22 protein-coding genes and 1 pseudogene are annotated in these 25,600 nt (G+C 74.6%); 6 read left to right on the plus strand and 17 right to left on the minus strand.

Translation table 11 applies throughout. The features are described from left to right. Positions 1 to 16 precede the first annotated feature (16 nt). The 4 genes from dnaK to CTZ28_RS20355 all read right to left on the minus strand — a co-directional run bounded on the left by dnaK (position 17) and on the right by CTZ28_RS20355 (position 5,217). Positions 17 to 1,879 carry a molecular chaperone DnaK gene (gene dnaK, locus CTZ28_RS20340; protein ID WP_121891073.1) on the minus strand — a complete coding sequence of 621 codons (1,863 nt, stop codon included), beginning with the start codon at positions 1,877 to 1,879 and terminating at the stop codon, positions 17 to 19. Positions 1,880 to 2,013: 134 nt separating this feature from the next. Then, complete coding sequence (locus CTZ28_RS20345) at positions 2,014 to 2,439, minus strand: OsmC family protein (protein WP_121891074.1); 426 nt, start codon at positions 2,437 to 2,439, stop codon at positions 2,014 to 2,016. A gap of 175 nt (positions 2,440 to 2,614) precedes the next feature. Beyond that, positions 2,615 to 4,711: a phage holin family protein gene (locus CTZ28_RS20350; protein ID WP_121891075.1), complete on the minus strand. Its 2,097-nt coding sequence runs from the start codon at positions 4,709 to 4,711 to the stop codon at positions 2,615 to 2,617. Between the two features lie 104 nt (positions 4,712 to 4,815). Beyond that, positions 4,816 to 5,217, minus strand: a complete 402-nt coding sequence (locus CTZ28_RS20355; RefSeq protein WP_121891076.1) for a hypothetical protein — start codon at positions 5,215 to 5,217, stop codon at positions 4,816 to 4,818. A gap of 83 nt (positions 5,218 to 5,300) precedes the next feature. On the opposite strand from CTZ28_RS20355, the gene CTZ28_RS20360 reads away from it, so the two are divergent. Then, on the plus strand, positions 5,301 to 6,074 hold the full coding sequence (locus CTZ28_RS20360; protein ID WP_121891077.1) for an MBL fold metallo-hydrolase: 774 nt from the start codon (positions 5,301 to 5,303) through the stop codon (positions 6,072 to 6,074). After that, positions 6,071 to 6,721 carry a DedA family protein gene (locus tag CTZ28_RS20365; RefSeq protein ID WP_121891078.1) on the plus strand — a complete coding sequence of 217 codons (651 nt, stop codon included), beginning with the start codon at positions 6,071 to 6,073 and terminating at the stop codon, positions 6,719 to 6,721. The genes CTZ28_RS20360 and CTZ28_RS20365 overlap by 4 nt, the downstream gene beginning before the upstream one ends. Before the next feature lie 183 nt (positions 6,722 to 6,904). On the opposite strand, the gene CTZ28_RS20370 is transcribed toward CTZ28_RS20365, so the two are convergent. The 3 genes from CTZ28_RS20370 to CTZ28_RS20380 all read right to left on the minus strand — a co-directional run bounded on the left by CTZ28_RS20370 (position 6,905) and on the right by CTZ28_RS20380 (position 10,203). After that, positions 6,905 to 7,969, minus strand: coding sequence for an MBL fold metallo-hydrolase (locus tag CTZ28_RS20370; protein ID WP_121891079.1), 1,065 nt, complete (start codon positions 7,967 to 7,969; stop codon positions 6,905 to 6,907). Beyond that, positions 7,966 to 9,213: an aminotransferase class I/II-fold pyridoxal phosphate-dependent enzyme gene (locus CTZ28_RS20375; protein ID WP_121891122.1), complete on the minus strand. Its 1,248-nt coding sequence runs from the start codon at positions 9,211 to 9,213 to the stop codon at positions 7,966 to 7,968. The genes CTZ28_RS20370 and CTZ28_RS20375 overlap by 4 nt, the downstream gene beginning before the upstream one ends. Positions 9,214 to 9,336: 123 nt before the next feature. Continuing rightward, a complete protein-coding gene (locus tag CTZ28_RS20380; protein ID WP_121891080.1) occupies positions 9,337 to 10,203 on the minus strand; it encodes a hypothetical protein in 867 nt (288 codons plus the stop codon). 414 nt (positions 10,204 to 10,617) lie between these two features. On the opposite strand from CTZ28_RS20380, the gene CTZ28_RS20385 reads away from it, so the two are divergent. Continuing rightward, on the plus strand, positions 10,618 to 11,001 hold the full coding sequence (locus CTZ28_RS20385; RefSeq protein WP_121891081.1) for a DUF2795 domain-containing protein: 384 nt from the start codon (positions 10,618 to 10,620) through the stop codon (positions 10,999 to 11,001). Between the two features lie 48 nt (positions 11,002 to 11,049). Here the strand turns inward: CTZ28_RS20385 and CTZ28_RS20390 are convergent, their stop codons facing one another. The 3 genes from CTZ28_RS20390 to CTZ28_RS20400 form a co-directional block, all read right to left on the minus strand. Next, positions 11,050 to 11,298 (minus strand): DUF6158 family protein, encoded by a 249-nt coding sequence (locus CTZ28_RS20390; protein WP_121891082.1) that lies wholly within the window; start codon positions 11,296 to 11,298, stop codon positions 11,050 to 11,052. 188 nt (positions 11,299 to 11,486) lie between these two features. After that, positions 11,487 to 13,106 carry an ABC-F family ATP-binding cassette domain-containing protein gene (locus tag CTZ28_RS20395; RefSeq protein ID WP_121891083.1) on the minus strand — a complete coding sequence of 540 codons (1,620 nt, stop codon included), beginning with the start codon at positions 13,104 to 13,106 and terminating at the stop codon, positions 11,487 to 11,489. A gap of 42 nt (positions 13,107 to 13,148) precedes the next feature. Beyond that, on the minus strand, positions 13,149 to 13,841 hold the full coding sequence (locus tag CTZ28_RS20400) for a histidine phosphatase family protein (protein WP_121891084.1): 693 nt from the start codon (positions 13,839 to 13,841) through the stop codon (positions 13,149 to 13,151). Positions 13,842 to 14,078: 237 nt separating this feature from the next. Between CTZ28_RS20400 and CTZ28_RS20405 the strand changes: the two genes are divergently transcribed. Then, the gene (locus CTZ28_RS20405; RefSeq protein WP_121891085.1) at positions 14,079 to 14,909 is read left to right on the plus strand and encodes a class I SAM-dependent methyltransferase; all 831 of its coding nucleotides are present in this window, start codon (positions 14,079 to 14,081) and stop codon (positions 14,907 to 14,909) included. Positions 14,910 to 15,005: 96 nt separating this feature from the next. On the opposite strand, the gene CTZ28_RS20410 is transcribed toward CTZ28_RS20405, so the two are convergent. Together CTZ28_RS20410 and CTZ28_RS20415 are read right to left on the minus strand one after the other, a co-directional pair. Then, positions 15,006 to 16,853, minus strand: a complete 1,848-nt coding sequence (locus CTZ28_RS20410; RefSeq protein WP_121891086.1) for a transketolase — start codon at positions 16,851 to 16,853, stop codon at positions 15,006 to 15,008. Beyond that, the gene (locus CTZ28_RS20415) at positions 16,850 to 18,232 is read right to left on the minus strand and encodes an NAD(P)/FAD-dependent oxidoreductase (RefSeq protein ID WP_183154478.1); all 1,383 of its coding nucleotides are present in this window, start codon (positions 18,230 to 18,232) and stop codon (positions 16,850 to 16,852) included. Before CTZ28_RS20415 ends, CTZ28_RS20410 begins: the two co-directional genes overlap by 4 nt. Before the next feature lie 198 nt (positions 18,233 to 18,430). Between CTZ28_RS20415 and CTZ28_RS20425 the strand changes: the two genes are divergently transcribed. Continuing rightward, positions 18,431 to 18,778 (plus strand): VOC family protein, encoded by a 348-nt coding sequence (locus tag CTZ28_RS20425; RefSeq protein ID WP_121891088.1) that lies wholly within the window; start codon positions 18,431 to 18,433, stop codon positions 18,776 to 18,778. A gap of 31 nt (positions 18,779 to 18,809) precedes the next feature. Here the strand turns inward: CTZ28_RS20425 and CTZ28_RS20430 are convergent, their stop codons facing one another. Beyond that, positions 18,810 to 20,771 (minus strand): DUF5107 domain-containing protein, encoded by a 1,962-nt coding sequence (locus tag CTZ28_RS20430; RefSeq protein WP_121891089.1) that lies wholly within the window; start codon positions 20,769 to 20,771, stop codon positions 18,810 to 18,812. 40 nt (positions 20,772 to 20,811) lie between these two features. After that, positions 20,812 to 21,743: pseudogene (locus CTZ28_RS20435) on the minus strand (arginase family protein). A 64-nt stretch (positions 21,744 to 21,807) separates the two neighbouring features. Here CTZ28_RS20435 and CTZ28_RS20440 point away from each other — a divergent pair. Beyond that, positions 21,808 to 22,155, plus strand: coding sequence for a DUF6204 family protein (locus CTZ28_RS20440; protein ID WP_121891090.1), 348 nt, complete (start codon positions 21,808 to 21,810; stop codon positions 22,153 to 22,155). Here CTZ28_RS20440 and CTZ28_RS20445 read toward each other — a convergent pair. The 3 genes from CTZ28_RS20445 to CTZ28_RS20455 are packed head-to-tail and all read right to left on the minus strand — an operon-like array spanning position 22,127 to position 25,591. Further along, positions 22,127 to 22,678, minus strand: coding sequence for a GNAT family N-acetyltransferase (locus tag CTZ28_RS20445; RefSeq protein ID WP_121891091.1), 552 nt, complete (start codon positions 22,676 to 22,678; stop codon positions 22,127 to 22,129). The two genes, CTZ28_RS20440 and CTZ28_RS20445, sit on opposite strands and share 29 nt — an antisense overlap. Before the next feature lie 40 nt (positions 22,679 to 22,718). Beyond that, positions 22,719 to 23,642: a S66 peptidase family protein gene (locus CTZ28_RS20450; RefSeq protein ID WP_121891092.1), complete on the minus strand. Its 924-nt coding sequence runs from the start codon at positions 23,640 to 23,642 to the stop codon at positions 22,719 to 22,721. Next, on the minus strand, positions 23,639 to 25,591 hold the full coding sequence (locus CTZ28_RS20455) for a prolyl oligopeptidase family serine peptidase (RefSeq protein WP_121891093.1): 1,953 nt from the start codon (positions 25,589 to 25,591) through the stop codon (positions 23,639 to 23,641). The genes CTZ28_RS20450 and CTZ28_RS20455 overlap by 4 nt, the downstream gene beginning before the upstream one ends. Positions 25,592 to 25,600: the final 9 nt, after the last annotated feature.

Raw genomic sequence — 25,600 nt, forward strand, 5'->3', positions numbered from 1 at the left:
ACTTCACCGGTCCGGCTCAGGCCGCGCCGCCCCTGGCGTCGCGTTCGTCGTCGACGATCTCCGCGTCGACCACGTCCTCCTCGTCCGCCGGGGCGGTGTGCCCCGCGCTCTCCGTCCGGGTCTGCTGTCCGGCCTGCGTGTACATCGCCTGGCCCATCCGCTGGCTGACCGAGGCCAGTTTCTCCACTCCGGCGCGCAGGGCTGCGGTGTCGGCGTCCTGTTCCAGCAGGGTCTTCAGCTCCGCCGTCACCGTCTCGACGTCGGCCCTGGTGTCGGCGGGCACCCGGTCCTCGTTGTCCCGGACGAACTTCTCGGTCTGGTAGACGAGTTGTTCGGCCTGGTTGCGGGTCTCGGCGGCCTCGCGGCGCCTGCGGTCCTCCTCCGCGTACTGCTCGGCCTCCCGCATCATGCGGTCGATGTCGTCCTTGGGGAGGGCGGAGCCGCCGGTCACGGTCATCTTCTGCTCGCGCCCGGTGGCCAGGTCCTTCGCCGACACATGCATGATGCCGTTGGCGTCGATGTCGAAGGCCACCTCGATCTGCGGCACTCCGCGCGGGGCGGGCGGCAGTCCGGTCAGGTCGAAGACGCCCAGCTTCTTGTTGTAGGCGGCGATCTCCCGCTCGCCCTGGTAGACCTGGATGCCCACCGAGGGCTGGTTGTCGGCGGCCGTGGTGAAGATCTCCGAACGGCGCGTCGGAATGGTCGTGTTGCGTTCGATGAGCTTCGTCATGATGCCGCCCTTGGTCTCGATGCCGAGGGACAGCGGGGTCACGTCGAGGAGCAGCACGTCCTTGACGTCGCCGCGGATCACCCCGGCCTGCAGGGCGGCGCCGACCGCCACCACCTCGTCGGGGTTGACGCCCTTGTGCGGGTCCTTGCCGGTGAGTTCCTTGACCAGGTCGGTGACGGCGGGCATCCGGGTGGAGCCGCCGACCAGGATGACGTGGTCGATGGCGGAGAGCTTCACCCCGGCGTCCTTGACCGCCTGGTGGAACGGGGTCTTGCAGCGGTCGAGCAGATCGGCGGTGAGTTCCTGGAACTGGGCGCGGGTCAGCTTCTCCTCCAGATGCAGCGGGCCCGCGGCGGACGCCGTGATGTAGGGCAGGTTGATGCTGGTCTCGGAGGAGGACGACAGCTCGATCTTGGCCTTCTCGGCGCCCTCACGGAGCCGTTGCAGCGCCATCTTGTCGACCGCGAGGTCGATGCCGTTCTGCCCCTTGAACCTCTTGACCAGGTACTCGACGATCCGCTGGTCCCAGTCGTCACCGCCGAGGTGGGTGTCCCCGTTGGTGGCCTTCACCTCGATGACGCCGTCGCCGATCTCCAGGAGGGAGACGTCGAAGGTGCCGCCGCCGAGGTCGAAGACGAGGACGGTCTGCTCCTCGCCGCGGTCGAGCCCGTAGGCGAGGGCGGCGGCCGTCGGCTCGTTGATGATCCGCAGCACCTTCAGGCCGGCGATCTCCCCGGCCTCCTTGGTCGCCTGCCGCTGTGCGTCGTCGAAGTACGCCGGCACGGTGATCACCGCGTCCGTGACGTCCTCGCCGAGATAGGACTCGGCGTCCCGCTTCAGCTTCTGCAGCACCCGCGCCGACAGTTCCTGGGCCCGGTAGCGGGTGCCGTCGACGGAGCCGCTGTCCGGGAAGCGCCAGGCCCCGTCGCCCATGTGCCGCTTCACGGAGCGCGCGGTGCGCTCCACGTTCGTCACGGCCTGCCGTTTGGCGACCTCCCCGACCAGCACCTCGCCGTTCTTGGCGAAGGCCACGACCGACGGTGTGGTCCGCGCCCCCTCGGCGTTGGCCACGACGGTGGGCTCACCGCCTTCCAGGACGGCCACCACCGAGTTCGTCGTGCCGAGATCGATTCCGACCGCGCGTGCCATCTCCGTCCCCTTCCACCCGGGCGTGCCCCGAATCCAGCACAAAACTTGAGTGCGCTGTTGTCAATGCCGGGTACCCCGGAAACGGGCGATGCCGCGCCCCCGAGGGGGACGCGGCACCGTGCAGCGCGGCGGGGTCAGGCGAGCTTCGCCGACAGCGTGATGGTCGTGCCGGTCAGCGCCTGGCTGACGGGGCAGTTCTTCTTGGCGTCCTCGGCGGCGGCGACGAAGGCGTCGTTGTCGAGACCGGGGACCGTGCCCTCGACGGTCAGGTGGATCCCGGTGATGCCCTCACCCGGCTGGAAGGTCACGTCGGCCGAGGTGACGAGCTTGGTGGGCGGGGTGCCGGCGCCGGCCAGGCCGTGCGACAGCGCCATCGAGAAGCAGCTGGAGTGGGCGGCGGCGATCAGCTCCTCCGGGCTGGTCCTGCCGTTCGCCTGCTCGGCGCGCGACGGCCACGACACCGGCTGCTCGCCGATGCCGGAGGAGTCGAAGGTGACGACGCCGTTGCCCTCAAGCAGGTTGCCTTCCCAGACGGTGTGTGCGGTGCGCGTGGTAGCCACGTTTGTTCCTTTCGCGTGTGGTCCTGGTGAGGGGCGCCCCCTTCCCGGCGCGGGCCGGGGGAGAGTTCCGGACCCCATCCGATCACATTCGGGCCCGGCGCACCTTGAGGACCGGGCCACGCAGGGTGAACGGCGGGCGACGACGCGGGCGAACGGCCCGGCACACCACCGGTGTTCAGGCCACCCGCCGGTCGGACTCCGCCGCGGGGGACTCCGCCGCGGGGAGCGGGACCTGGGGGCCGCCGGACTCGTGCAGCCAGCCGCGCAGCACCCGGTGGAGGTGTTCGGCGCCGGCCAGGGGGCGGCCGTCGTCGGCCGGCGCGGACAGCACGAGGGGCGACAGCAGGAACGGCCGGGCCTGGGCGCCGCCGAGCCCGCCGTGCGAGCCGATCTGCTCCTCGAAGGCGAGGACTTCGCCGTCGGCCGGATCGTACGCGGAGTTGACCATGATGTCGGCGGTGTGCGGAAAGGAGTGGGTGCGGCGCACGGCGTCGGCGGCGCCGGGCCCGAACCGGGCGAGCGGGCCGGGCTCGTCGTCGAGCCGGTCGAGCGGGATCTCCGCGCCGTACGCGCCGAGCACCACCCCGCCGTGCTCCGCGCTGCGCACCAGCAGGAAGCCGATGCCCGGGTGGTTGGCGAGCGTGCCGAGCAGGGCGGGATGGCGGGCGTCGATCTCCTCCTTGGTCATGCGGTGCGGCACGTCGGGGAAGGAGACCAGGCCGAGGTTGCCGGAGGCGAGCACGATCGGCTCGGAGCGGCGGCGCGCGGGCAGGTGCCGCTCGCCGCCCTCCTCGACCGGCCGGCGCAGGGCCGCGCGCACGGCCGCCCGCGCCTCCGCGCCGCTGTGGGTGCGTTCCGCACGGCGCGGTACGTGCAGCCCGGACCCGGCCCTGACCAGATCGCCGAGGGTGAGGCCGTAGCGGGCGCGGAAGGTCTCGCCGGGGCTCTGGCCGTGGTCGGACAGGACGACGATCCGGTAGGGGCGCGGGGCGTGCTCGGCGACCTTCTCGATCAGCGCGAGCGAGCGGTCCAGGCGGTGCAGCACCTTCGCGGCGTCCTGGCTGTGCGGCCCGGAGTGGTGGGCCACCTCGTCGTAGGCGACCAGGTCGGCGTAGACGGCGGCGCGGCCGACGAGCATGTCGCCCACCACAGCGGCGACCACGACGTCCCGCTCGACCACGGTGGCGAAGGCGCGCACGAACGGGTAGAGGCCGCCGCGCCCCACGCGGGGCCGCTGCTTGCGGATCCTGGCCCGGGTGGACTGGCCGATCTCACGTCCGACCTCGGCGCAGAAGGACAGGGCGGTGCGCACGGCGTTGGCCGGGTCGGAGAAGTAGGCGAAGTAGCCGGCCCGGGAGCGGTTCTCCCGGCCGCGGCGGCGGGCCGCGATGGACAGCACCAGGGCCTGTTCGTCGGCGCCGCCGCTGAACAGGTTGCCGCGGCTCGCGCCGTCCGCGCCGAGCAGTCCGCGGTCGCCGGTGCGCACGACGGCGCGGCGCTGGAGCTCGGCGGCGCTGGTCGGCCGGTTGCAGACCATCACCTCGCGGGTGTCCTTCTCGTACCAGCGGAAGGCGGGCACGTCGTAGGTGCTGCCGTGCAGGATGCCCAGCTGGCTGGCGCCGGTCTGGCTGGACCAGTCGGTGTGCCAGGAGGTGAGCCGGTGGGTGGGGGCCCGCCCGTCGCCCGCGCCAAGCCAGCGGCCCACGGTCGGCAGCAGAGCGTTGCCCACGGCCTCGGTCAGCACGTCGTGGCCGACGCCGTCCAACTGGATGAAGACGGTGCCGGGAGTGGCCGGGCACGGCGGCCGGGAGCGGCGGCGGCGGTCGGCGAGCCGGTAGAGGCGGCGGCGGTAGGCGTCGTCGTCCCGGACGGCCAGCGCGGCTCCGGTGGCGGAGGCGACGGCGGACATCACGGCGGCCACGATGACGGCGGTCTCGGGGGCCACCGCGCCCCGGCCGGTGGGGTTGAGGCGCAGCGCGACCAGCAGGAGCGAGCCGTTGAGGAAGAAGACCAGCAGCCCGAGCACGAGCGCGGGCACGAGGAGCAGCAGCCGGACGAGGACGGGCCAGACGACCGCCGACAGCACGCCGAAGGCGCCCGCGCCGAGCGCGGCGGTGACGGCGATGCGGGTGGCGCTGTCACCGTCGGCCGACTGGAGCTGGAAATCGGGCAGGATCCCGGCGAGCACCAGCATGGTGAGCGTGGAGACCGCCCACACCGTGACGCTCCGCCCGACCTGACTGGCTATTCGCCGCCACTGCCCGCCACGCACTCCCCGCCCACCTCACGTCCGGGCCCGCCGCCGGCGCGGGCCTGTCCGCCCCACCTTGTCACACGGCCCGGCCGGGCGCCGTGGAGCCGGATCCGGCGCGGCGGCTACCGTCCGTCGTACCCGGCGGTGGGCATGGACAGCCGGCGGTGCACCTGGGCCTTCATCTGGGCGTCGTACCGCGGCTCGGCCCGGCCCACGGTCTCGACGCGCACCCCGCGCCGCGCGCACTCCGCGGTGAACTGCTCGACCGAGGACAGCGCGCTCTCCAGCACCCGGCGGCTCGGCGCCACGAACAGGTCCACGCCGGGCCGCACCCCGTCCCACAGCACGTCGTGGTCGGGCCTGAGCCCGCGCACCAGCAGTTCCCGTGCGACGACGTACCCGTGCTCGGCGGCCCAGCACGCGCACATCGCGTGCTGACTGCGGGAATCCACGAGGAAGGGATCCTCCTCCAGCTCCTCCAGCGGCGTCAGACTCGCGATCGCCGTGACCCGAACAGGTCCCATGGAACCCCCTCACCTCCGGGTTTCCCCGCCGACCCTACTCCTGCCCGTAGGCTTCGGGGAGTCGCACGAAGGAGGCGAAGAGGGTGCCGGTGGAGGTCACCTGGTGGGGTCACGCCACCTGCACGATCGAGGATTCGAACACGCGTGTGCTCACCGATCCCCTGTTCGCCCGGCGGCTCGCGCACCTGCGGCGGCGCCGGGGCGCACTGCCGTCGCCGGACGCCCACCGCGCGGACGTAGTGCTCGTCTCGCATCTGCACGCCGACCATCTGCACCTCGCCTCGCTGGCCCGGCTCGCCCCCGGCACCCGCCTGCTCGTGCCCCGGGGCGCGCCGCGCGCGGTTCCCGGACTGCGCCGGCTCGGCGGACTGCGGGTCACCGAGGTGGTCCCCGGTGACAAGATCGCGGTCGGCGGCCTCGTCGTGCGCGCGGTGCCCGCGCGGCACGACGGCCGCCGGCTGCCGGTCGGCCCGCACCGCTCCCCCGCGCTCGGGTACGTCGTCGAGGGCGAGGCCCGCACCTACTTCGCCGGGGACACCGGACTGTTCGACTCGATGGCCGCGGAGGTCGGGCCGGTGGACCTGGCCCTGCTGCCGGTGGGCGGCTGGGGGCCGCACCTCGGCGAGGAGCATCTGGACGCCGGCCGGGCGGCACGGGCGCTGGCCGGTCTCGCCCCGCGCAGCGCGGTGCCGGTGCACTACGGGACGTACTGGCCGATCGGCATGGACGCCGTGCGCCCCCATGAGTTCCATGCGCCGGGCGACGAGTTCGTGCGCCTCGCGGCCGAGGCCGCGCCCGGGGTGGCGGTGCACAAGCTGGGGCACGGCGAAGGCGTACGGCTGGAGGTCGCGAGGTGAACTGGCTTGCCGCCGCGACGACGAACGCGCCGCCGGAGTCCACCCAGCAGGCGATCGGCTATCCGACGCTGTTCCTGCTGGTGCTGATCGGCGCGCTGGTGCCGGTGGTGCCGACCGGGGCGCTGGTGAGTTCGGCGGCTGTGGTGGCCTTCCACCAGACGGCGCCGTTCTCGTTGGCGCTGGTGTTCGCGACGGCGTCGACGGCCGCGTTCCTGGGGGACGTGGCGCTGTACTGGCTGGGGCGGCGCGGGATGGGTTCGAAGAACGGCTCGCGCTGGCTGGAGGCGATCCGGGCGCGGGCGCCCGCCGACCGGCTGGCCCGGGCGCAGGAGAAGCTGGCCGACCACGGGGTGACGGTGCTCGTGCTGTCCCGGTTGGTCCCGGCGGGCCGCATACCCGTGATGCTGGCCTGTCTGATGGCCCAGTGGCCGCTGCGCCGCTTCGCCCGCGGCAATGCGCCGGCCTGTCTGGCCTGGGCGGTGACGTACCAGCTGATCGGCATCCTGGGCGGCTCGCTGTTCAGCGAGCCCTGGGAGGGTGTGGTCGCGGCGGTCGCGCTGACCGTGGCGATCAGCGCGGCGCCGGGCGTGTGGCGCCGGGTCCGCGGGACGGCCAGGCCCCAGGCCGACACCCGCGGCCCCGTGTGAGCCGGCGGGGCGGAACGGGGGCCGCGGTGGTTCGGCCGCGGACCGTCAGGGGCGGCCCGTGTCAACGGACGGCTCCGCCGCGGTAGGTCCCCCGGTTCGAACGCGGCCGCAAGCTGGGGGGAGCGACGGGTCACGACGCTGCCGCGGACGATGACGGCGCGGCACTCCCGTCCGGCGGAGCGCTCAGACCAGCACCCGGGAGCCGCCCACCGGCAGATCCCACAGGTCCTCGCGGTCCAGGCCCGCTCGCTGCCACTCCGCGCGGACCCGGGTGAGCGGTTCGAGGACGGGCTCGGCGGAGAGCACGAACGTGCCCCAGTGCATGGGGGCCATCCGGCGGGCGCCCAGGTCCTGGGCGGCGCGCACCGCCTCCTCCGGATCGCAGTGCACATCGCTGAGCCACCAGCGCGGGTCGTAGGCGCCGATGGGGAGCAGGGCGAGGTCGATGCCCGGGTAGCGGCGGCCGATCCGGGAGAACCAGTGGCCGTAGCCGGTGTCGCCCGCGAAGTAGACCCGCTGCCCGTCCGGGTCGGTGAGCACCCAACCGCCCCACAGGGTGCGGCAGGTGTCGGTGAGGCTGCGCTTGGACCAGTGGTGGGCGGGCACGAAGTCGAAGCGGACTCCGGACAGTTCGGCCGCCTCCCACCAGTCCAGCTCGGTCACGGTGGTGAACCGGCGGCGCCGGAACCAGCGGCCGAGCCCCGCCGGCACGAACACCGGGGTGTCCCGCGGGAGTCGGCGCAGCGTCGCGGCGTCCAGGTGGTCGTAGTGGTTGTGACTGATCACCACGGCGTCGACCCGCGGCAGCGCGTGCCAGGCGACGCCCACCGGGGTGATGCGGACCGGGGTGCCGAGGATGCGGCGGGACCACACGGGGTCGGTGAGGACGGTCAGGCCGCCGATCCGGACCACCCAACTGGCGTGCCCGGCCCAGCTGACGGCGACCGTGCGAGGGTCGACGCGGGGCAGCGGAGCCGGTGCGTAGGGCAGCCGCGGGATGTCCGCCAGGCCGTCGGGCGCGGGCCGTACGGAGCCCTCGCGGGCGAAGCGGGCGAGGGCTCTGAGGCCGGGCAGGGGGGCGGTGAGCCGGTCGTGGAAGGCGCGTGGCCAGAACCGGCGTTCGCCCAGTGGGCGGGGTTCGGCGAGCGGCGGGAACGGGGGTGCGAAGGCGGCCCGGGCGGGGACGCCGGCTTTCCTGGTCGTGGTGGTCGTGGCGGCTGACCCGGACTCCGGCGTCTGCTGCGTCATCGAGGAGGCTCCCATCGCTGAGCGTCGTCGCGGAGATCGTCGAAGGCCGATCTCAAGGAGGTCAACGCGCGTTGCACGTGTGGCAGTTCCCACGGCGCGGGTGACGTGAGGCATTCCGTCCGTTGCTCGTCCGTGCCGTCCAGCAGCGGTCCGGTGGACAGCCGTACCCGCAGCGCCCCGAGGTCGTCGCCGAACCGGTGGCCGCCGGGCGCGGGCATGCCGAGCCGGGCGGTGAGGAAGTCCTCCAGCTCCTGTGCGTCGCCGACGCCGTGCGCGCCCAGCGCGGAGCGCAGCGGGCCGAGGTCGACGTACAGGTGGCGGCCGGCCTGCGGCGGGCGGGCCACGGCGCCCGCCGCGACCACGGCGGCGTGCGCGGCCGCGGCCACCCGCGCGTGCAGGCGCACGGTGGTGGCACGGCGTACGGCGACCGGCTCCGGCTCGTCGAGCGCGTACGCGGCGGCGGCCGCGACCGGCCCGGCGACGGTGGCGCCCAGCGCGGTGAGCACGTCGAGCACGCGCGCGTGCAGCCCCCGCCCCGCCGGGCCCTCAGGGAAGCGGGCGACGGCGGCGGGCCAGCCCGGCGGCAGCAGGGCGCCCGCCAGGTCGGTGACGACGGTGACCCGGTCCTGCAGCATCTCGGCCGGGCTGAGCAGCACGGTGTCGCGCGGGGCGTGCAGCGTGTCCCGCCAGGTCTCGTCGCTGATCAGGTGCAGCCCCTCGCCCGCCGCAGCCTCGACCGCTTCGTGCACCAGTTCGGGCGGGGCCACGGTGGCGGTCGGGTCGTCGGCGACGGAGAGCACGAGCAGCCGCGGGTCCCCGCCCTCGGCGCGGACCCGGCGGACCGTCTCCAGCAGGGCGGCCGAGTCCGGGACGCCGCCGCACTCGGCCGGCGTCGCCACATGGAACGCGGGCCGGCCCAGCAGACGCGCGTACGGCGCCCACCAGGCGGCGCAGGGCCGCGGCACCAGCACGTCGCCGCCGAGCGCGGCGGTCAGCGCGAGCAGCAGGGCCGGCGCCCCGGGCGCGGCGGCGACGCGGTCACGGCCGGCCGGCAGGCCGCGCCGCGCCCAGTAGCCGCCGGCCGCGTCGAGGAGCCCGGGGGCGCCGCCGACCGGCTCTCCCCCGGCGTGTCCGGCATGGGCGGCGAGCACGTCGGCGAGCGCGGGCAGGACGGGCAGCCCGTCGTCGGGCAGGGCCGGCCCGTACCGGACGGGGCCGTGGCCCTCGGGGTCCGTCCGCCGCATCTCCGCCTCCCCGCAGTCCGTGGTGCCGTGCCGTGTCCGCATCCGGTCCGGTCCGCGCTCCTCGCCCACGTGCCCCCTCGTCCGTCCGTCCCGTCGTCCCCGTCACCGAGTCCGCGTACGGCGTCAGCCCTCCGGGTCAGCCCTGCGGCACCACAGCCGGTGCACGGCGGCGCCGCACGCGGCCGCGATCAGCGCTCCGCCGGCGGCCAGGGCCGGAACGGAGTCGTTGAAGGCGCCCCCTGCCCCCGCGTTCACGCCGTAGTGGGTGTCGGCCGGTTCGCAGACGGAGCCTCCCCCCGGTTCGGTGCAGGTACGCCCGCCGCCATCGCCGCCCTGTGTGTCCGTGCCGTCACCGTCCGCGTCGGGAGAGTCGGATGTGTCAGATGTGTCGGATGTGTCGGAGTACGGCGTGTCCGAGTAGGGCGTGTCGGTGCCCGGCGGGTCCGTGTCCGGCGTGTCCGTGCCGGGCACGTCCGTGCCGGGCACGTCGGGCCGGTCCGTGCCGGGGATCCCGGCGTCGGGGACGCCTGCCTCGTCCCTGCCGGTGACGCCCCCGGTGGTCCCGTCCGTACCGGTTCCGTCCGTACCGGTCCCGTCCCTGCCGGTGGCCGCGCCGGTCTCGTCCGGGCGGACCTCGCCCTCGCGGGGCGCGCCGGACTCCGTGTCCGGCGCCTGTTCCCGGGTGCCGGTTCCGTCCGGACAGTCCGCGCCGGGCACCCCCGGGGTGGCCGGCCCGGGGGTGCCGGGACCGGTCTCGGCGCGCGGGCCGGTCGTGACGGGCGCGCTGACGCGGGTGCCGGGGGTACCGGCGGGGTCCGGGGCGGTCCCGCCGGTGGGGACCGGGCACGGCACCGACGCGGTGACCGTGCCGCCGGTCCGTACGGGCCCGGTGGTGGCCTCGGCGGAGGGAGCCGCGGACACGGCCGAGGCGGTGCCCGCCGCGAAGCCGGTCAGGGCGGCCACGGCGAAGGCACGGGCGGTGCGGCGCATGGGCGGGCTCCTTGTGGGGGCGACGGCTGTGGGAGCACGGTGGTCGTGCCCCCACAGCCATCACAGCCCGCCGGGCCGCGCCCCGCGCGCGGCCGGACCCCATTAGCGGGAAGCGGACGTCCGGGCGGGTGACGCGGCCACTGGTGTGCCGTCGTACGTCCGCGACGCCGTCGTGGCCGAACGCACCGTCCCCCGCGCCCCTGACGGGGCACCGCCCAGCCCACGACAACAACGACCACCCGAAAAGCCACGGTCTGCCGTCGTACGCCTGCGGCACCGTCGTAGCCGGGCGCGCAGTTCCCCGCGCCCCTGGCGGGGCACCGCCCAGCTGGCGTCGGTTCGGCGGGGAAACCGTGTGTCGGCCGCCCGTCACCGGGTACGCGGTGCGCACCCTTGAAAGATCTGGAGGGAGACATGCAGCGAGGCAGTGACCGGCTCAGCGTCCACCGGGACGACGAGATGAAGCACGAGCTGAAGGACCTGCTCAGGTCCGGGCACCCCACCCGCACCGAGGAGTGGTACGACCCGGAGCCCGCCGCCGACGACGACCCGGAGATCTGGCGCGGCCGGGTGGCGCCGGGAAGCGGCGGCGGGACGTCGCTGGAAGCGGTACGGCTGGAGCTGGCCCGGCTCCTGGGGCGCGGCCTGTTCCCGGCCGGCCCGGGCGAGCTGTCGAACGCCCTGCGCCACGGGCGCGCGTCCGACGCCCTGATCGAGGCGGTACGGAGGCTGCCCCGGTCGGCGCGTTACGCCAACGTCCAGGAGCTGGCCGAGGCGATGACCGTCGGACAGCGCTGACGCGTCGTCACCGGCCGCGAGGTCTCCGCGCCGGGTTCGGCGCGCCGCTCAGGTGGCGGGGGTAGCCGTGCCCCCGCAGCCCCGCTCGCGCGCGCCCTCGCGGGTGCGGCCCGAGGCGATCAGCCGGCGCGGGTTGCGGCGCAGATACTCGCCCTCCAGCTGCGCCATCCGCTCGTTGTGGGCGCGCAGCGCGTCGTTCGATCCGTACAGCAGCGTGTCGTGGCGCGTGCGGTGGATCGTCTCCAGCTCCTTCATGAGCTGCTGGTCGTCCAGCCGGTCCGGGTCGACTCCGGTCATGGTGGGCCCCGCTCGTCGGTGTCTCACGTTCCTGAATCCACTGTACGAACATCCGGCGGGACCGCTCGGCGCTCCGCTGGAACCACCGCGATGTGCCGTCGGCCGCCCGCGCGGCGGAGCCGCATATCGATACAGCCCCGCGCCCCTTCAGGGCGCTGTCGAACCGCAGCGGATCTCACCGGACCTGCTCAGCGCGCCCGCTCCACCCGCCGCTCGTCCCAGACCGGCTCCGGGGTCTCGCGCACCCGGCCGTCGGTGCCGAAGACCAGATAACGGTCGAAGGAGCGCGCGAACCAGCGGTCGTGGGTGACCGCCAGGACGGTGCCCTCGAAGGCCTCCAGGCCCTCCTGGAGCGCCTCGGCGGACTCCAGGTCGAGGTTGTCGGTGGGCTCGTCGAGCAGCAGCGCGGTGGCGCCTGCCAGCTCCAGCAGCAGGATCTGGAACCGGGCCTGCTGGCCGCCGGAGAGCCGGTCGAAGGACTGCTCGGCCTGGTTCGTCAGCTCGTAGCGGCGCAGCCGGGACATGGCGGCGCCCCGGTCCTGGGCGTGTTCCTTCCACAGGATGTCCAGCAGGGTGCGGCCGGTCAGCTCCGGGTGTGCGTGGGTCTGCGCGAAGTGGCCGGGCACGACCCGCGCGCCCAGCTTCCACTGCCCGGTGTGCGCCACCTCGTCGCCGGCGAGCAGGCGCAGGAAGTGCGACTTGCCGGATCCGTTGGAGCCGAGGACGGCGACCCGTTCGCCGTAGAAGACCTCCAGGTCGAAGGGTTTCATCAGGCCGGTCAGCTCAAGTCCCGCGCAGGTCACGGCCCGTACGCCGGTGCGGCCGCCCTTCAGCCGCATCCGGATGTCCTGCTCGCGCGGCGGCTCGGGCGGCGGTCCGGCCTCCTCGAACTTGCGCAGCCGGGTCTGGGCCGCCTGGTAGCGGGAGGACAACTCGTGGCTGATGCTGGCCGCCTGACGGAGGTTCAGCACCAGTTTCTTCAGCTGTGCATGCTTCTCGTCCCAGCGCCTGCGCAACTCCTCGAAGCGGGCGAAGCGTTCGCGCCGGGCCTCGTGGTAGGTGGCGAAGCCGCCGCCGTGCACCCAGGCGTCGGCGCCCGCGGGACCGGGTTCGACGGAGACGATCTTCTCGGCGGCGCGGGCGAGGAGTTCGCGGTCGTGGGAGACGAACAGGACCGTCTTGCGGGTCTCCCGCAGCCGTTCCTCCAGCCAGCGCTTGCCGGGCACGTCGAGGTAGTTGTCGGGCTCGTCGAGCAGCAGTACCTCGTCGGTGCCGCGCAGCAGCGCCTCCAGCACGAGCCGCTTCTGCTCGCCGCCGGAGAGGGTGCCCACCTGCCGCCACTGGGCGCGTTCGTAGGGCATGCCGAGGGCGGCCGTGGTGCACATGTCCCACAGCGTCTCGGCCTCGTAGCCGCGCGCCTCGGCCCAGTCGGCGAGTGCCTGCGCGTACCGGAGCTGGGCGGCCTCGTCTTCGACGGTCATGAGGGCGTGCTCGGCCTCGTCGACGGCCCGCGCCGCCTCGCGGATGCGCGGCGGGGCGACGGACACCAGCAGGTCGCGCACGGTCGTCTCGTCCCGTACGGACCCCACGAACTGGCGCATCACGCCGAGGCCGCCGGTCACCGTGACGGTGCCCGCGTGCGGTTTCAGCTCGCCGGAGATCAGCCGGAGCAGGGTGGTCTTGCCCGCGCCGTTGGGGCCGACCAGGGCGACGGCGGCGCCCTCGCCGACCCGGAAGGACACATCGCCGAGCAGGGTCCTCCCGTCGGGGAGGTGGTATTCGAGGTGCGCGGCTTCCAGGTGTCCCATGGGGAGGAATTCTGCGGGGCGCCCCCGACCTGCGGCAAACCGTTATCGGGCGGAGTGCCCGTCGGCCGGGTCGGCGGCCCGGGGGCGCACCGGCCGCGGCTCGCCGGTGGGGCCGCTCGCCCCGGCGGGCAGCACCAGCGCGCCCTCCCAGGACAGCGCCTTCCAGCCGTCGGCCGGGGAGCCCTCCAGGACCACCACGCCGGTGTTCTCCAGCGGGCGGGCGGCGACGAAGGGCACATCGACGTTGTGCGCGCGGGCCGCGGTCCACATGCGGATCGCGGCGCCGTGGCTGACCATGGCGATCGTTCCGGCGCCGTCGGCCGTGGCCTCCGCGACCACCGCGTCGAACCGGGCCAGCGCCTCGGCGCCGGTCTCCGCGCCGGGCATGCGCAGCCCGGTGTCACCGCCGGCCCAGGCGAACACCGTGGTCATGTACGCGAGACCGCGTTCGCTGTCGCCGGGGAGCATCTCCAGGTCACCGGCGGACAGCTCGCGGATGCCGTCCCGGACCAGGACGTCGAGGCCGCGGGCGGCGGCCAGCGGGGCGGCCGTCAGCTGGGTGCGGACCAGGGTGGAGGCGTAGACGGCCTCGATGTCCTCGTCGGCGAGCGCCCCGGGCAGGGCGGCGGCCTGCCGCTGCCCGAGGGGGGTGAGCCCCGGTCCCGGCACGGCGGTGTCGAGCAGTCCCCCGACGTTGGAGGGGGTCTGGCCGTGACGGACCAGGAGCAGACGCATGCGGGGTTCCTCTCGCTCGATCACCCCACCGACGGGCAGGAGACGACCGCTTCAGATTACCCGCCCCCGCAGGAGGCCCCGATGCCGACCGCGGCTCCCGTCGATCACCAGGTGTGTCCGCATTTTGAAACGCGGGTCTCATCATGCGGTTGGCGGGCGTACGGTGATGCGTACCGCAGACCGGTGCCGCGGGCCCCGGTGTGCCGGTACGGAGCGATGACGCGAAGGGGTAGAGCCATGCCGAAACCGGGAGAGACCGCCGTCTACACCCACGGGCACCACGAGTCGGTGCTGCGTTCGCACACCTGGCGGACCGCGGCCAACTCCGCGGCCTATCTGCTCGGTTCGATCAAGCCCCATATGAAGATCCTGGACATCGGCTGCGGCCCGGGGACGATCACCGCCGATCTGGCGGCCCTGGTCCCCGACGGGCAGGTCACCGGTGTCGACCGCACGCCCGACGTGCTGGACCTGGCCCGGGCCACGGCCGCCGAACGGGGCCTGGCCAACGTCGACTTCGCGGTGGCCGACGTGCACGCGCTGGACTACCCGGACGACGCGTTCTGCGTGGTCCACGCCCACCAGGTGCTGCAGCACGTCGGCGACCCGGTGCGGGCGCTGCGCGAGATGCACCGGGTCACCGCGCCCGGCGGGTTCGTCGCCGTCCGCGACTCGGACTACGCGGCGATGACCTGGTACCCCGTACTGCCGGGCCTGGACGACTGGCTGGACCTGTACCGCCGGGTGGCCCGCGGCAACGGCGGCGAGCCGGACGCCGGGCGGCGGTTGAAGTCCTGGGCGCTGGCCGCGGGGCTGCGGGACATCACGGCCACGTCCGCCACCTGGACGTTCTCCACGCCGCAGGAGCGTGCCTGGTGGAGCGGGCTGTGGGCGGAGCGGACCGTCGCCTCGTCGTACGCCGGGCTGGCCGTCCAGGGCGGTCACGCGACGGACGGGGAGCTGCGCGCCGTGGCCGACGCCTGGCGGGACTGGGGACAGCGCGAGGACGGCTGGTTCGCGGTGCTGCACGGCGAGATCCTGTGCCGCAAGGAGCCCCGCCCCGCCTGACCCGGGGACAACGAGCACACAACACACCCCAGACCCAAGACACAGACACCCGAGCCGACACGGGACCGGGTCCGCTGAGCGGCCCGTTCGCTTCGCTCACCCGGCCACCGTCTCCCCCACCAGCAGCCGGCCCGCCGCCGCGATCGCCTGGGCGTCGATGCCGGCGGCGTGCAGTTGTTCGTCGGGCGCGGCCGACCCCGGCATCGTCCGCACCGCCAGCCGGACAAGGCGGGGCACCGGCCTGCCGTCGACGAACGCGTCGAGCACGGCGTCCCCGATGCCGCCCTCCTCGTGGTGGTCCTCCACGGTGAGCAGACAGCCGGTCTCCTCGGCGGCCCGGCGCAGGGTGTGCCGGTCGACGGGCTTGACCGAGTACAGGTCGATCACCCGGACCGCGACGTCCTCGCCCGCCAGCAGCTCCGCGGCGGTCAGGGCCTCGGGCACGGTGACCCCGGCGGCCACCACGGTCAGCCGGTCCTCGTCGGAGGAGCGCAGCACCTTGCTGCCGCCGACCGGGAACTCCTCGTCCGGGCCGTAGAGGACCGGGCCGCCGCCGCGCGAGGTGCGCAGATAGCGGACGCCGTGCAGCCCGGCCATGGTGGCGACGAGCTTCGCGGTCTGGTTGGCGTCGCACGGGTACAGCACGGTCGAGCCGTACACGCTCCGGAACATCGCCAGGTCCTCCAGGCCCATCTGGGAGGGCCCGTCCTGGCCGATCGCGACGCCCGCGTGCGAGCCGACCAGGTTGATGCCGGCGCCGCTGATCGACGCCATGCGCACGAAGTCGAACGCACGGGTGAAGAAGGCCGCGAACGTCGCCGCGTACGGCACCCAGCCGCGCGCCGCCATGCCCACCGCGGCGGCGATCAGCTGCTGTTCGGCGATGTAGCACTCGAAGAACCGGTCGGGGTGCGCCTTGGCGAAGAACTCGGTACGGGTGGAGTCGCCGACCTCCCCGTCGAGCGCGACGACGTCCCCGCGGGCGGTGCCGAGCGCGGCGAGCGCCCTGCCGAACGCGTCCCGGGTGGCCACCTTGTCCCCCCGTTCGTAGCGGGGCAGTTCCAGCGTCTCGGTCGGTACGGAGCGCAGGGTCCGGGCGGCACGCGGCTCCCGCACCCGTACCCGCAGGTCGCGCGGGCCGCCCAGCTCGGCGATGGCCTCCTCCGGGTCGGGCAGCGGCTTGCCGTGCAGGCCCTCCCGGTCCTGCACGGAGGCGACCCCCTTGCCCTTGAGGGTGCGGGCGAGGATCACGGTGGGCTGTCCGCTGGTGGACTCGGCCTCGGTATAGGCGCGGTCGACGGCCTCGACGTCATGGCCGTCGACCTCCACCGTGTGCCAGCCGAAGGCGTGGAACCGGCGGGCGTAAGCGTCGAGGTCGTGGCCGTGCCGGGTCGGGCCGCGCTGGCCGAGCCGGTTGACGTCCACGATCGCCGTGAGGTTGTCCAGGTGCTCGTACGCCGCGTGCTCGGCGGCCTCCCAGATGGAGCCCTCGGCCAGTTCGCTGTCCCCGCACAGCACCCAGACCCGGTAGCCGGTGCGGTCCAGCCGCTTGCCGGCCAGCGCGATGCCGACACCGACCGGCAGCCCCTGGCCGAGCGAGCCGGTGGCCGTCTCCACCCAGGGCAGCCGCCGCGGCGTCGGGTGGCCCTCCAGCCGGCTGCCGAGCGAGCGGAAGGTCAGCAGTTCGGCGTCGTCGACGGCGCCGGCCGCCTTGTAGGCGGCGTACAGCAGGGGCGAGGCGTGTCCCTTGGAAAGGACGAAGCGGTCGTTGGCCGGGTGGGCGGGGCGCTCGAAGTCGTAGTGCAGATGGCGGTCGAGCAGCACCGCCATCAGCTCCGCGGCGGACATCGAGGAGGTGGGGTGCCCGGACTCGGCCGCGGCGGAGGCGCGCACGCTGTCCACCCGCAACTGCTGGGCGAGGTCGTTGAGTTCAGCGGTCTTCATGAGTCTCCTTCCGCGGGTCCTTCGGTGCGCCGGACGGGGCCGGGGGCGGGGTGGCCCGCGGTGTGCGTGCCGGGTCCGCCCGGCACGCGGGCCAGTTCGGGGGAGGCGGTGTCCAGCGGCACCGACCAGGAGCGCACCAGCCCCAACTGGACGGCCTGGGGCGGCAGTACGGTGTCCAGCAGCCAGTCGGCGGCGACCCGGACCCGGTTGCCGGGCATCGCCGCCAGGTGGTAGCCGCGGGTGACCGCCCCGGCCAGGAGGCCGGACAGGGGTATGCCGAGCGGGTCGGCGGCGGCCCGGGTGCCGCCGAGGTCGACGACGAAGCCCAGGTCGCGATGGCGGTAGGCGCGGCGCTCCCCGGCGCCGAGCGAGGCGGCCACGTTGTCCGCCGCGACCGCGCCCTGCCGCCAGGCGTGCTGGGCCGTCATCGGCGTGAGGCTGCCGGGGTGCTCCAGGTCCGGCACCGCCGCCGCGTCGCCGCACGCGAAGACCTCGGGCTGCCCGGGCACCTGCAGAAAGGGGTCGACAATCAGCCTGCCGCGCTCCAGCGGGCGGCCGACGTCCGCGACGAGCGGATCGGGCCGGACGCCGACGCACCACACCAGCGTGCGGGTCTCGACGAACTCGCCGTCGGTGAGCCGTACCCCGTCGTGGGTGGCCTCCTGCACCGAGGTGCCCATGCGGACCTCGACGCCCCGCTGCCGCAGCACCCGGTCGGCCGTGCGCGAGAGGTGTTCGTCCAGCTCGGGCAGGACGCGCGGGGCGATGTCCAGCAGCAGCCAGCGGGGCCGCACCCCGTCCGGCAGCGCCCGCCCGCGCGCCAGGTCGGCGGTGGACCGCTGCATGTGCGCGGCCACTTCGGTGCCGGTGTAGCCGGCACCGGCCACGACGAAGGTGCAGCGCGCGGCGGCGGCGCGCGGATCGTCCTCGGCGGCGGCCAGTTCCAGCTGCCGGGTCACGTGATCGCGCAGGTAGAGCGCCTCGGGCAGACCGCGGAAGCCGTGCGCGTACTCGGCCGCGCCGGGCACCGGCAGCAGTTTGTTGACGCTGCCGACGGCGAGCACGAGCCGGTCGTAGCCGAGGCTGCCCGTCCGGCCCTCGGGATCGGTGTAGTGCACGGCCCGCCCGTCGAGGTCGACGCCGTCCGCGACGCCGAGCACCAGGCGCACGTCGCGCAGGGTGCCGGCCAGCGAGACGGTGACGCGGCGCGGCTCCAGGATGCCCGCGGAGACCTGGGGCAGCAGGGGCAGGTACAGGAAGTAGTCGGTCGCGTTCAGCAGGGTGACCTCGGCCCGCTGCCGGGCGTGCCGGGACAGGGCACGGGCCGCACGGTACCCGGCGAAGCCGGCTCCGACGATCAGAATGCGGGGTCGCCTCACGATGGGCCTCCGACGGTTCGACTGCTCCGAGCCCTCCGCGTCCCCCTGCGCGCCGCGCTCAAACCCGCGGCGAGGGCGCGACCGGCACACCGGAGCGCCCCGAAGGGGCGCGGGGAACTGCGCGACCAGCCACGATGGTGCCGCAGACGACCGACGGCACCTCGCGGCATTTCCAGCGGAGCGCTTAGGCTCCTCGGCATGGAGATTCTGGGCGCCTCACTGCGCATCTGCGTCGACGACCTCGACACCGCGGTCCCCTTCTACGAACGGCTGACGGGCGGCACGGCGGTGCGGTCCGAACGCGGTGGTGTACGGGTCGCCGCGGTCGGCTCCTTTCTGCTGATGAGCGGCCCCGAGGCCGAACTGGAGCTGCTGCGCAAGGTGGCCGCCACCATCGCGGTCAAGGATGTGGACGAGACCCACCGGCTGCTCACGGACCTCGGCGCGCAGGTCCTGGCGGGCCCGGTGGCCACACCGGCGGGCCGCAATCTCCTCGCGCTGCACCCGGACGGATCCCTGTTCGAGTACGTGGACCACCGGGGCTGACCCGAGTCCCTCCCGGGCAGCGCGCCGCGGCTCAGGGCGTGGCCGGCCGCATACGGAAGTCGTAGCGGGCGGGCAGCGGCTCGTCGGTGAGGCGGGACCACAGCCGGCCGATCGTCTCCGCGCCCTCCCGCAGGTCGGCCACCTCGAATCCCTCGTCGAAGACGGCGCGGGCCTGCGCGGGCCGCCCCTCGGCGAGCAGCAACTCGGCCTCCAGGAGCCGGAACCGGCCGCGCCGCCGGGTCTCCGGACGCAGCCGCTCCCACACCGCTCGGGCCTCGGCGGCCCGCCGCGCCGCCAGCAGTGCCGCCAGGGCCTCGCGGCCGAGCGCGGCGGTGGCGGCCGTCCACGCCGGGCCGTCGTCGCGCCGCTCGTGACACAGATCCTCGAAGGCGGCGGCGTACCGGTCCGCGGCCCGCTCGTGGTGGCCGGACTCCTGGTCGGCGACGGCGAGACAGCGCAGCAGCGGCCACCGGGAGGGGGCCGACGGCAGCGCCCGCTCCCAGCTGCGTACCGCCTGCGCCCGGTCGCCTGCGTGCCACTGGGCGACGCCGAGGTGGTACTCGGTGTGCGGGGCGGCGGGGGCGCTCTCCAGCATGTCCCGCCAGTGCGCGGCGACCAGGGTCTCGTGCGGCGGCCGTACGTGGCGCGGCTCGGGCAGGGAGCCGGTGCGCAGCAGATCGCGCCACGGCGCCTGGGCCTCGCCGAGGGTGGACTCGGCGAAGGGTGTGCCGGGCAACTGCCATTCGCCGCGCAGCACTTCGAGCGCGCCCCAGCCGGAGCCGGTGGCCAGGATCTCGCCGGGTTCGGTGTCGGCGTACGGCTTCCAGGCGGCGTGGGCGGCCGCGACGTCCGCCCGTGGCAGCACCGCCTCCAGGCGGTGCGCCGCGCTGCCCGTCACGGCGGCCCACTCCCCTTCCGGCGGCCCGTCGAACGGCCCGTAGGCCTCCAGCCAGGACACCTCGCCCGCCGCCTCCAGCCGGACGTGCTCCAACTGGGTGCGGGCGAGCCCGGCCTGGATCTCGCAGTAGCCGCCGGTGCCGGGCTCGGTCAGCCACTCCTGCCAGCGGCGGCCACCGGGCTGGGTGCCCCACACGAACAGTTTGCGTCCGCGCAGCACGTCGGTCGACGTCTGCACCAGCCCGTGCCCGTCGGCGTCGAGCGCGGCGATCCAGCGGCGGTGGCCGTCCGGGATCTCGTAGAAGTAGTCGGCGGCGTGCGGGCTGCCCAGCGGGTACGTCCGGTCGGTCCCCGCGTACGACGGGACGGGCACCCGGCGCAGTCGGCGTTCGTAGCCGAAGTGCCAGGCCTCCTCGGCGGGGGCGAGGACCCGGCACTCCTCGGGCACGGCGATGTTGGACCACCAGTAGACGGGCGCGGGCCGCTCGTGCGGATTGCGGACGCGCACGCCGACGTACAGGAAGTCGGAGCCGTCCGGCAGCCACAGGTCGACCTGGAAGGGCAGGTCGCGCAGCCGCTCCCACTCCCACAGCCGCAGCATCTCGCCGCCGTCGGGGGCGGCGACCCGGGCGGCGTGCAGGGGCGCGCAGGACAGCGCCGTATGGCCGGTGGCGCCGATGTTCCACTCGATGCCGCCGGAGTACCAGGCGTCGTTGAGGGCGAAGTTGGCGGGCTGGAACACCGGGTTGCGGTAGAGGAGTTCGCGGCCGGTCGGCAGGTGGACCAGGGAGGCGACACGGCCGCCGAGGCCGGGCAGGACGGTGGCGCGCAGCCGGTCGTTCTCGATCACGAGCGCGTCGACCGCGCGCGGTGCGCGCGCCCGGTCGTAGCCGTCCCGCACACGGACCGGCAGCAGGCTGCGCAGCGGCGCGTAGCCGATCTGCCGGGCCATGTCGCGGGGCATCTCGTCGCGGTCCCGGTCCTCGACGCGGTGCGTCTCGTCGAGGGGGCGCAGCGGGGGCAGCGGGTTGTCCCGGCCCAGTTCCGCGGCGGGCAGCGTCAGTACCTCACGTCGGATCGTCGTCACGATCACCATGGAACCCGGCGGCGGGCGAGCCGACCAGGGGCACTGCCGGTCAGGATTGCGCAAAGGCGGCGACCACGGCGTCGGCGAGCAGGGCGCCGGCCGTCCCCTCGGGGTCCAGATCGGGGTCGTAGATGGTGACGTTGAAGCCGACGCACCGCGGGGAGGCGAGCAACGGGCGGAGCAGCGTGACGAGTTCGTCGGGCAGCAGCCCGTCGGGGTCGGGACTGTCGACGGCGGGCATCACGGAGGGGTCGAGGACGTCGGCGTCCAAATGCACCCAGAACCCGTCGAGTTGCGGTGTCTCGAAGCTCTCTGCGGTGGTCCGGGCGACGGTGTCGGCGCCCCGCTCGCGCAGCTCGCCGACGGTGGTCACGGGGATCTTCAGGGCGGCCAGTTCGGCGCGGTCCTCCTCGAAGACGTCGCGGATGCCGACGAACCGTACGTCCTCGTCGCGCAGGTAGGGCCGCAGGCCCTCCAGGTCGGTGAGGTCCCGCTGGCCGCGTCCGGTGCCCAGGGCGACCTCCTCGCCGCCGGCCGCGCCGATCCGGTCGGAGTTGCCCGGGTGCCGGAAGTCCGGGGAGGCTCCCCCACTGCCTGAAGGGCGTGGGTGGTACCCCCAACCGCGACGAGTCCGTACCGGCCGCGGCGGCGCAGCGCGAGGGAGGCGCCGAGCTGGATGGAACAGTCGCCGCCGAGTACGACGGGGAAGTCACCGGCGCGGACGTGCCCTTCGATGCGGTCGGCGAGCTTGACGGTGTACCCGGCGAGCGCCGCCGCGTTGAAGACACCGTCGCCCTCCTGCCAGTCCCCGCGGTCGTAGCGCGGCGGGACCACGACCCCGCCCTCGATGGCGCCCAGCCGTGGCACGATCCGCTGATCGCGCAGGGCGCCGGCGAGCTTGTAGCAGCCGGGCACGGTTCCGCGGGCGGGTGGGCGCAGGCCCAGGTTGGAGGGGGCGTCGAGGACCACGAAATTCCGCATGCGGCCGATCCTCGCCGACGTAGAGTCGGTCGTCCATCGGATTGAGTGAGGGACGGAACGGCACATGAGCGAGCGGCACACCTATCGGGTCATCGTCCGGGGCACCTGGGCGGGGCTGACCGAGGAGGACCGGGACCGGCTGCTCGCCGAGGCCGCCGAGCACGGGATGACGAGCATGCGGTTCACCGAGGAGGGCTCGCTGTCGTACGAGGCGCGGCCGCTGAAGCACTTCTCGATGCGGTACGTGGTGGTGTCGGACGCGGCCGACGGGGAGGAGATGGCGGCGGCGCTCGCGGAGGAGCGGGCGGAGGCCCGTCTCTCCGGTCTCGGCTACGGGTTCACGGGGCTGAAGTCGACCGTGACGGACCTGGACACCATGAAGATCAACCGGAAGCCCGCAGCTCGGCGGTGATCGCCCAGCGCTCGTGGTCCCGCCAGGCCCCGTCGATGAAGATCATGTTCGGCGAGAAGCCCTCCAGGCGGAACCCGGCGCCACGGGCCAGGGCGATGGAGGCGGCGTTGCCCGGCTGGACGTTGATCTCCAGCCGGTGCAGCCGCAGCGGCCCGAACGCGTACCCGATCACGAGGTCGAGCCCCTCGCGCATCAGCCCGCGCCGGGCCGCGTGCGCGAAGGCGCCGTAGCCGAGGACACCGCACTGGAAGCCGCCCTCGACGATGTTGTTGATGTTGATGAACCCGGCGACGGCCCCGTCGTCCTTCGCGCAGACCAGGAACCCGGCCTTCGTCGGGTCCTCGATCAGCCGGCCCGCGTACGCGGCGTAGGCGGCGTCGGTGAGCGGCGGGAACAGCCACGGATGGTGCAGGTCCTTGCTCTCCCGGGCGCGGGCGGTGAACTCCGCGGCGTCCCCGTAGGTGAAGTGACGTATGCCCACCCGGGGCCCCTCGGCGAGATAACGAGACTGGCTGTGCGGCACCCCGCCACCTTACGCCGGTCCGGCCGCGCCGCCCGGGCGGTCAGCGCAGGGCCGGTTCGTCGAGGGTCAGGGTGCCTGCGGTCGCGTCCAGCTCGGCGGTCACGCCGAACGGGACCGTCAGCGCCTCGTCGCAGTGGCCGAACCCGATCTCTTCGAGGACGGGTACGCCGAGGCCGCCGAGGCGGTCGGCGAAGACCGCGCGCAGTTCCTCGTACGGACCGCAGCCGGCCCAGGACCCGAGCCCGATCCCCGCCACACCCGCCAGCCGTCCCGAGCGCAGGAGCTGGGTCAGCAGCCGGTCGACACGGTAGGGCGGTTCGCCCACGTCCTCCAGGAGCAGCAGCCCGCCCCGGGCGACCGGCGGGGACAACGGCGTGCCCAGGTCGGCGGCGAGCAGGCTCAGGCATCCGCCGAGGGTGACCCCGCGGGCCCGGCCCGGCACCAGCGCGGTGCGGCCGCGGGCGAGCGTGCGGACCGTCTCCGGGGCGAACAGGGTCGCCCGCAGATGCTCCTGTGTCCGCGCGTTCTTGACGAAGTCGACGCCCGCCGCCGCGGGCCCGTGCAGCGTGACCAGGCCGAGCCGGGCGGCGAACGCCTGGTGCAGCGCGGTGACGTCGCTGAAGCCGACGAGCACCTTGGGACCGGCCGCCCGCAGCGCCGCCCAGTCGAGGAGGTCGACCATGCGCTGTGCGCCGTAGCCGCCGCGGGCGCACAGCACCGCGGCCACGTCCGGATCGCACCAGGCCCGCTGGAGGTCGGCGGCCCGGTCGGCGTCGGTGCCCGCCAGATAGCCCAGCTCGCCGTGCCGGTCGAGCACATGGGGCTGCACGACCGGGTCGAGATCCCAGCCGCGCAGGATGTCGAGGCCCGCCGCCAGCCGGTCCTCGGCCACCGGCCCGCTCGGCGCGACCACCGCGACCCGCGCCCCGGGAGCGAGCCGCGGCGGCCGCAGAAGTTCTCTCACGTCATCAGCTCCAGCTGCTGGATCCCGGCCACGTCCAGCCCGAACACCTGGGCGTACAGGGAGAGTTCGGCCTCCAGGGCGCGTACCAGGGTCTCGGCCTTGCGGAAGCCGTGCCCCTCCCCCGCGAAGGTGAGGTAGGCGTGCGGCACCCCGCGCCCGGCGATCCGGGCGAGGAAGCGTTCGCACTGCACGGGCGGGCAGATCACGTCGTCCAGGCCCTGCAGCAGCAGGAACGGCGCGGAGATCCGGTCGGCGTGCTCGGCCGGCGACCGCGCCGCGTACCGCTCGGGGACCTCGGCGAGCGGCCCGACCAGGCCCTCCAGGTAGCGCGACTCGAAGTCGTGGGTCTCGCCCGTGCCCCAGCCGGTGAGGTCGAGGATCGGATAGCGGACGGTGCCGCAGGCGTAGACGTCGGTGCGCGTCAGGGAGGCGGCGCTGGTCCAGCCGCCCGCGCTGCCGCCGCTGATCGCGAGCCGGCCGCGGTCGGCGGTGCCCTCCTCGGCGAGGGCGAGCGCGACGGCGGCGCAGTCCTCGACGTCGACGACGCCCCACTGCTCGCGCAGCCGGTCCCGGTACTCGCGGCCGTACCCGGTCGAGCCGCCGTAGTTGACCTCGGCGACCCCGATGCCCCGGGAGGTGAAGTAGGCGATCTCCAGGTCCAGTACCAGCGGGGCGCGGCCGGTGGGGCCGCCGTGCGCCCGGACGACGTAGGGCGCGGCCGCACCGTCCGGTGCCGTGACGCCGGGGTGGTGGGGCGGGTACACATGGGCGTGCACCTCGCGTCCGCCGGGACCGGTGAAGGTGCGCACCTGCGGCTCGGGGTACAGGGCCGGGTCGACGGGGTCGGTGTGCCGAGCGCCGATCACCCGGGTCCGGCCGGTCCCGGTGTCCAGTTCGACGACCTCGTACCCGGAGCGCGGGCCTGCGCCGACGGCGACGACCCGGTCGCCGTGCGCCGCGAGCGTCGGCTCGAACTCGGACCAGGGCCCGGCCGTGTCGGTGATCTCGCCGGTCTCCGGGTCGAGGGTGCCGAGGGCCTTCGCGCCGCGGCCGTGCACGACCGCGATCAGCCCGCTGTCCAGCGGGGCGAACCAGCGGTGCCCGAGCTTCCAGAGCGGCCCGCCGAACTCCTCCTCGCGCGGGCACAGCGGAGTGCCGTCGCGGTACAGGTTCCACCAGCCGCTGCGGTCGCTCGCGTACAGCAGGCTCCCGTCGGCCGCCCAGTCGGCCTGGGCGACGGACTCCGCCGGTCCCCCGGCGACCGTCCGTGCCCCGCGCAGGGTGCCGTCGGCCGTGACATCGGCGACGATCAGCTCCGTCCCGTCCCAGGGCATGCGCGGATGGTCCCAGGCCAGCCAGGCGGCGCGCCGGCCGTCCGGCGAGAGCCGCGGCCCGGTGACGAACCGGTGCCGTTCGGCGGTGAGTTCGCGCACGGCGCCGCGGTCCTCGGCGGCCGAGCCGTCCAGCGGCACGGCCGCCGCGACGCGCCGCAGGTCGCCGGGGCCCGCGCCGGTGAACTCCTCCAGCACGCACCACACTTCGCCGCGTTCCAGGTCGAGCCGCGGCTCGGCCCAGCGCAGCCCGCCGCCGACCGGCGAGACGGGCGTGAGCGGACGCGGCTCGCCGCCCGGCTCGTAGCGGTACAGCCGCTGGTCGGCGAAGTGCACGAACACGACGAGCGGCCGGCCCGCGCGCACCGCACCGGCCCAGGGGTGACCGCCGTACTCGATGACGCGGCTGCGCACGTTCCACGGCGCGGGCAGCAGCGATTCCTCACCGCTGTCCGCGCGGCGCCGGACGAGGGTCCGGCGGCCGCCCTCCTGCGGCCGCGGCTCGGTCCACCAGGTCTCGTCGCCGACGAGGCCCAGCCACTCCGGGTGGCCGTCGTGCGCGGCGGCCAGGGCCGCGTCGATGGGCGAGGGCCAGGAGCCGTACGCCATGGTCCGCATGTGATCCCC

Source organism: Streptomyces shenzhenensis (assembly GCF_003688995.1).
Lineage (GTDB): Bacteria > Actinomycetota > Actinomycetes > Streptomycetales > Streptomycetaceae > Streptomyces > Streptomyces shenzhenensis_A.

Bases quoted from the DNA above. Each gene is read 5' to 3' on its own strand.
- CTZ28_RS20400 (WP_121891084.1), bottom strand. From the start codon at position 13,841: ATGCGTCTGCTCCTGGTCCGTCACGGCCAGACCCCCTCCAACGTCGGG.
- CTZ28_RS20455 (WP_121891093.1), bottom strand. From the start codon at position 25,591: ATGCGGACCATGGCGTACGGCTCCTGGCCCTCGCCCATCGACGCGGCC.
- CTZ28_RS20410 (WP_121891086.1), bottom strand. From the start codon at position 16,853: ATGAAGACCGCTGAACTCAACGACCTCGCCCAGCAGTTGCGGGTGGAC.
- CTZ28_RS20375 (WP_121891122.1), bottom strand. From the start codon at position 9,213: ATGCGGCGGACGGACCCCGAGGGCCACGGCCCCGTCCGGTACGGGCCG.
- dnaK (WP_121891073.1), bottom strand. From the start codon at position 1,879: ATGGCACGCGCGGTCGGAATCGATCTCGGCACGACGAACTCGGTGGTG.
- CTZ28_RS20440 (WP_121891090.1), top strand. From the start codon at position 21,808: ATGAGCGAGCGGCACACCTATCGGGTCATCGTCCGGGGCACCTGGGCG.
- CTZ28_RS20390 (WP_121891082.1), bottom strand. From the start codon at position 11,298: ATGACCGGAGTCGACCCGGACCGGCTGGACGACCAGCAGCTCATGAAG.
- CTZ28_RS20430 (WP_121891089.1), bottom strand. From the start codon at position 20,771: ATGGTGATCGTGACGACGATCCGACGTGAGGTACTGACGCTGCCCGCC.
- CTZ28_RS20405 (WP_121891085.1), top strand. From the start codon at position 14,079: ATGCCGAAACCGGGAGAGACCGCCGTCTACACCCACGGGCACCACGAG.
- CTZ28_RS20425 (WP_121891088.1), top strand. From the start codon at position 18,431: ATGGAGATTCTGGGCGCCTCACTGCGCATCTGCGTCGACGACCTCGAC.
- CTZ28_RS20380 (WP_121891080.1), bottom strand. From the start codon at position 10,203: ATGCGCCGCACCGCCCGTGCCTTCGCCGTGGCCGCCCTGACCGGCTTC.
- CTZ28_RS20385 (WP_121891081.1), top strand. From the start codon at position 10,618: ATGCAGCGAGGCAGTGACCGGCTCAGCGTCCACCGGGACGACGAGATG.
- CTZ28_RS20370 (WP_121891079.1), bottom strand. From the start codon at position 7,969: ATGACGCAGCAGACGCCGGAGTCCGGGTCAGCCGCCACGACCACCACG.
- CTZ28_RS20395 (WP_121891083.1), bottom strand. From the start codon at position 13,106: ATGGGACACCTGGAAGCCGCGCACCTCGAATACCACCTCCCCGACGGG.
- CTZ28_RS20355 (WP_121891076.1), bottom strand. From the start codon at position 5,217: ATGGGACCTGTTCGGGTCACGGCGATCGCGAGTCTGACGCCGCTGGAG.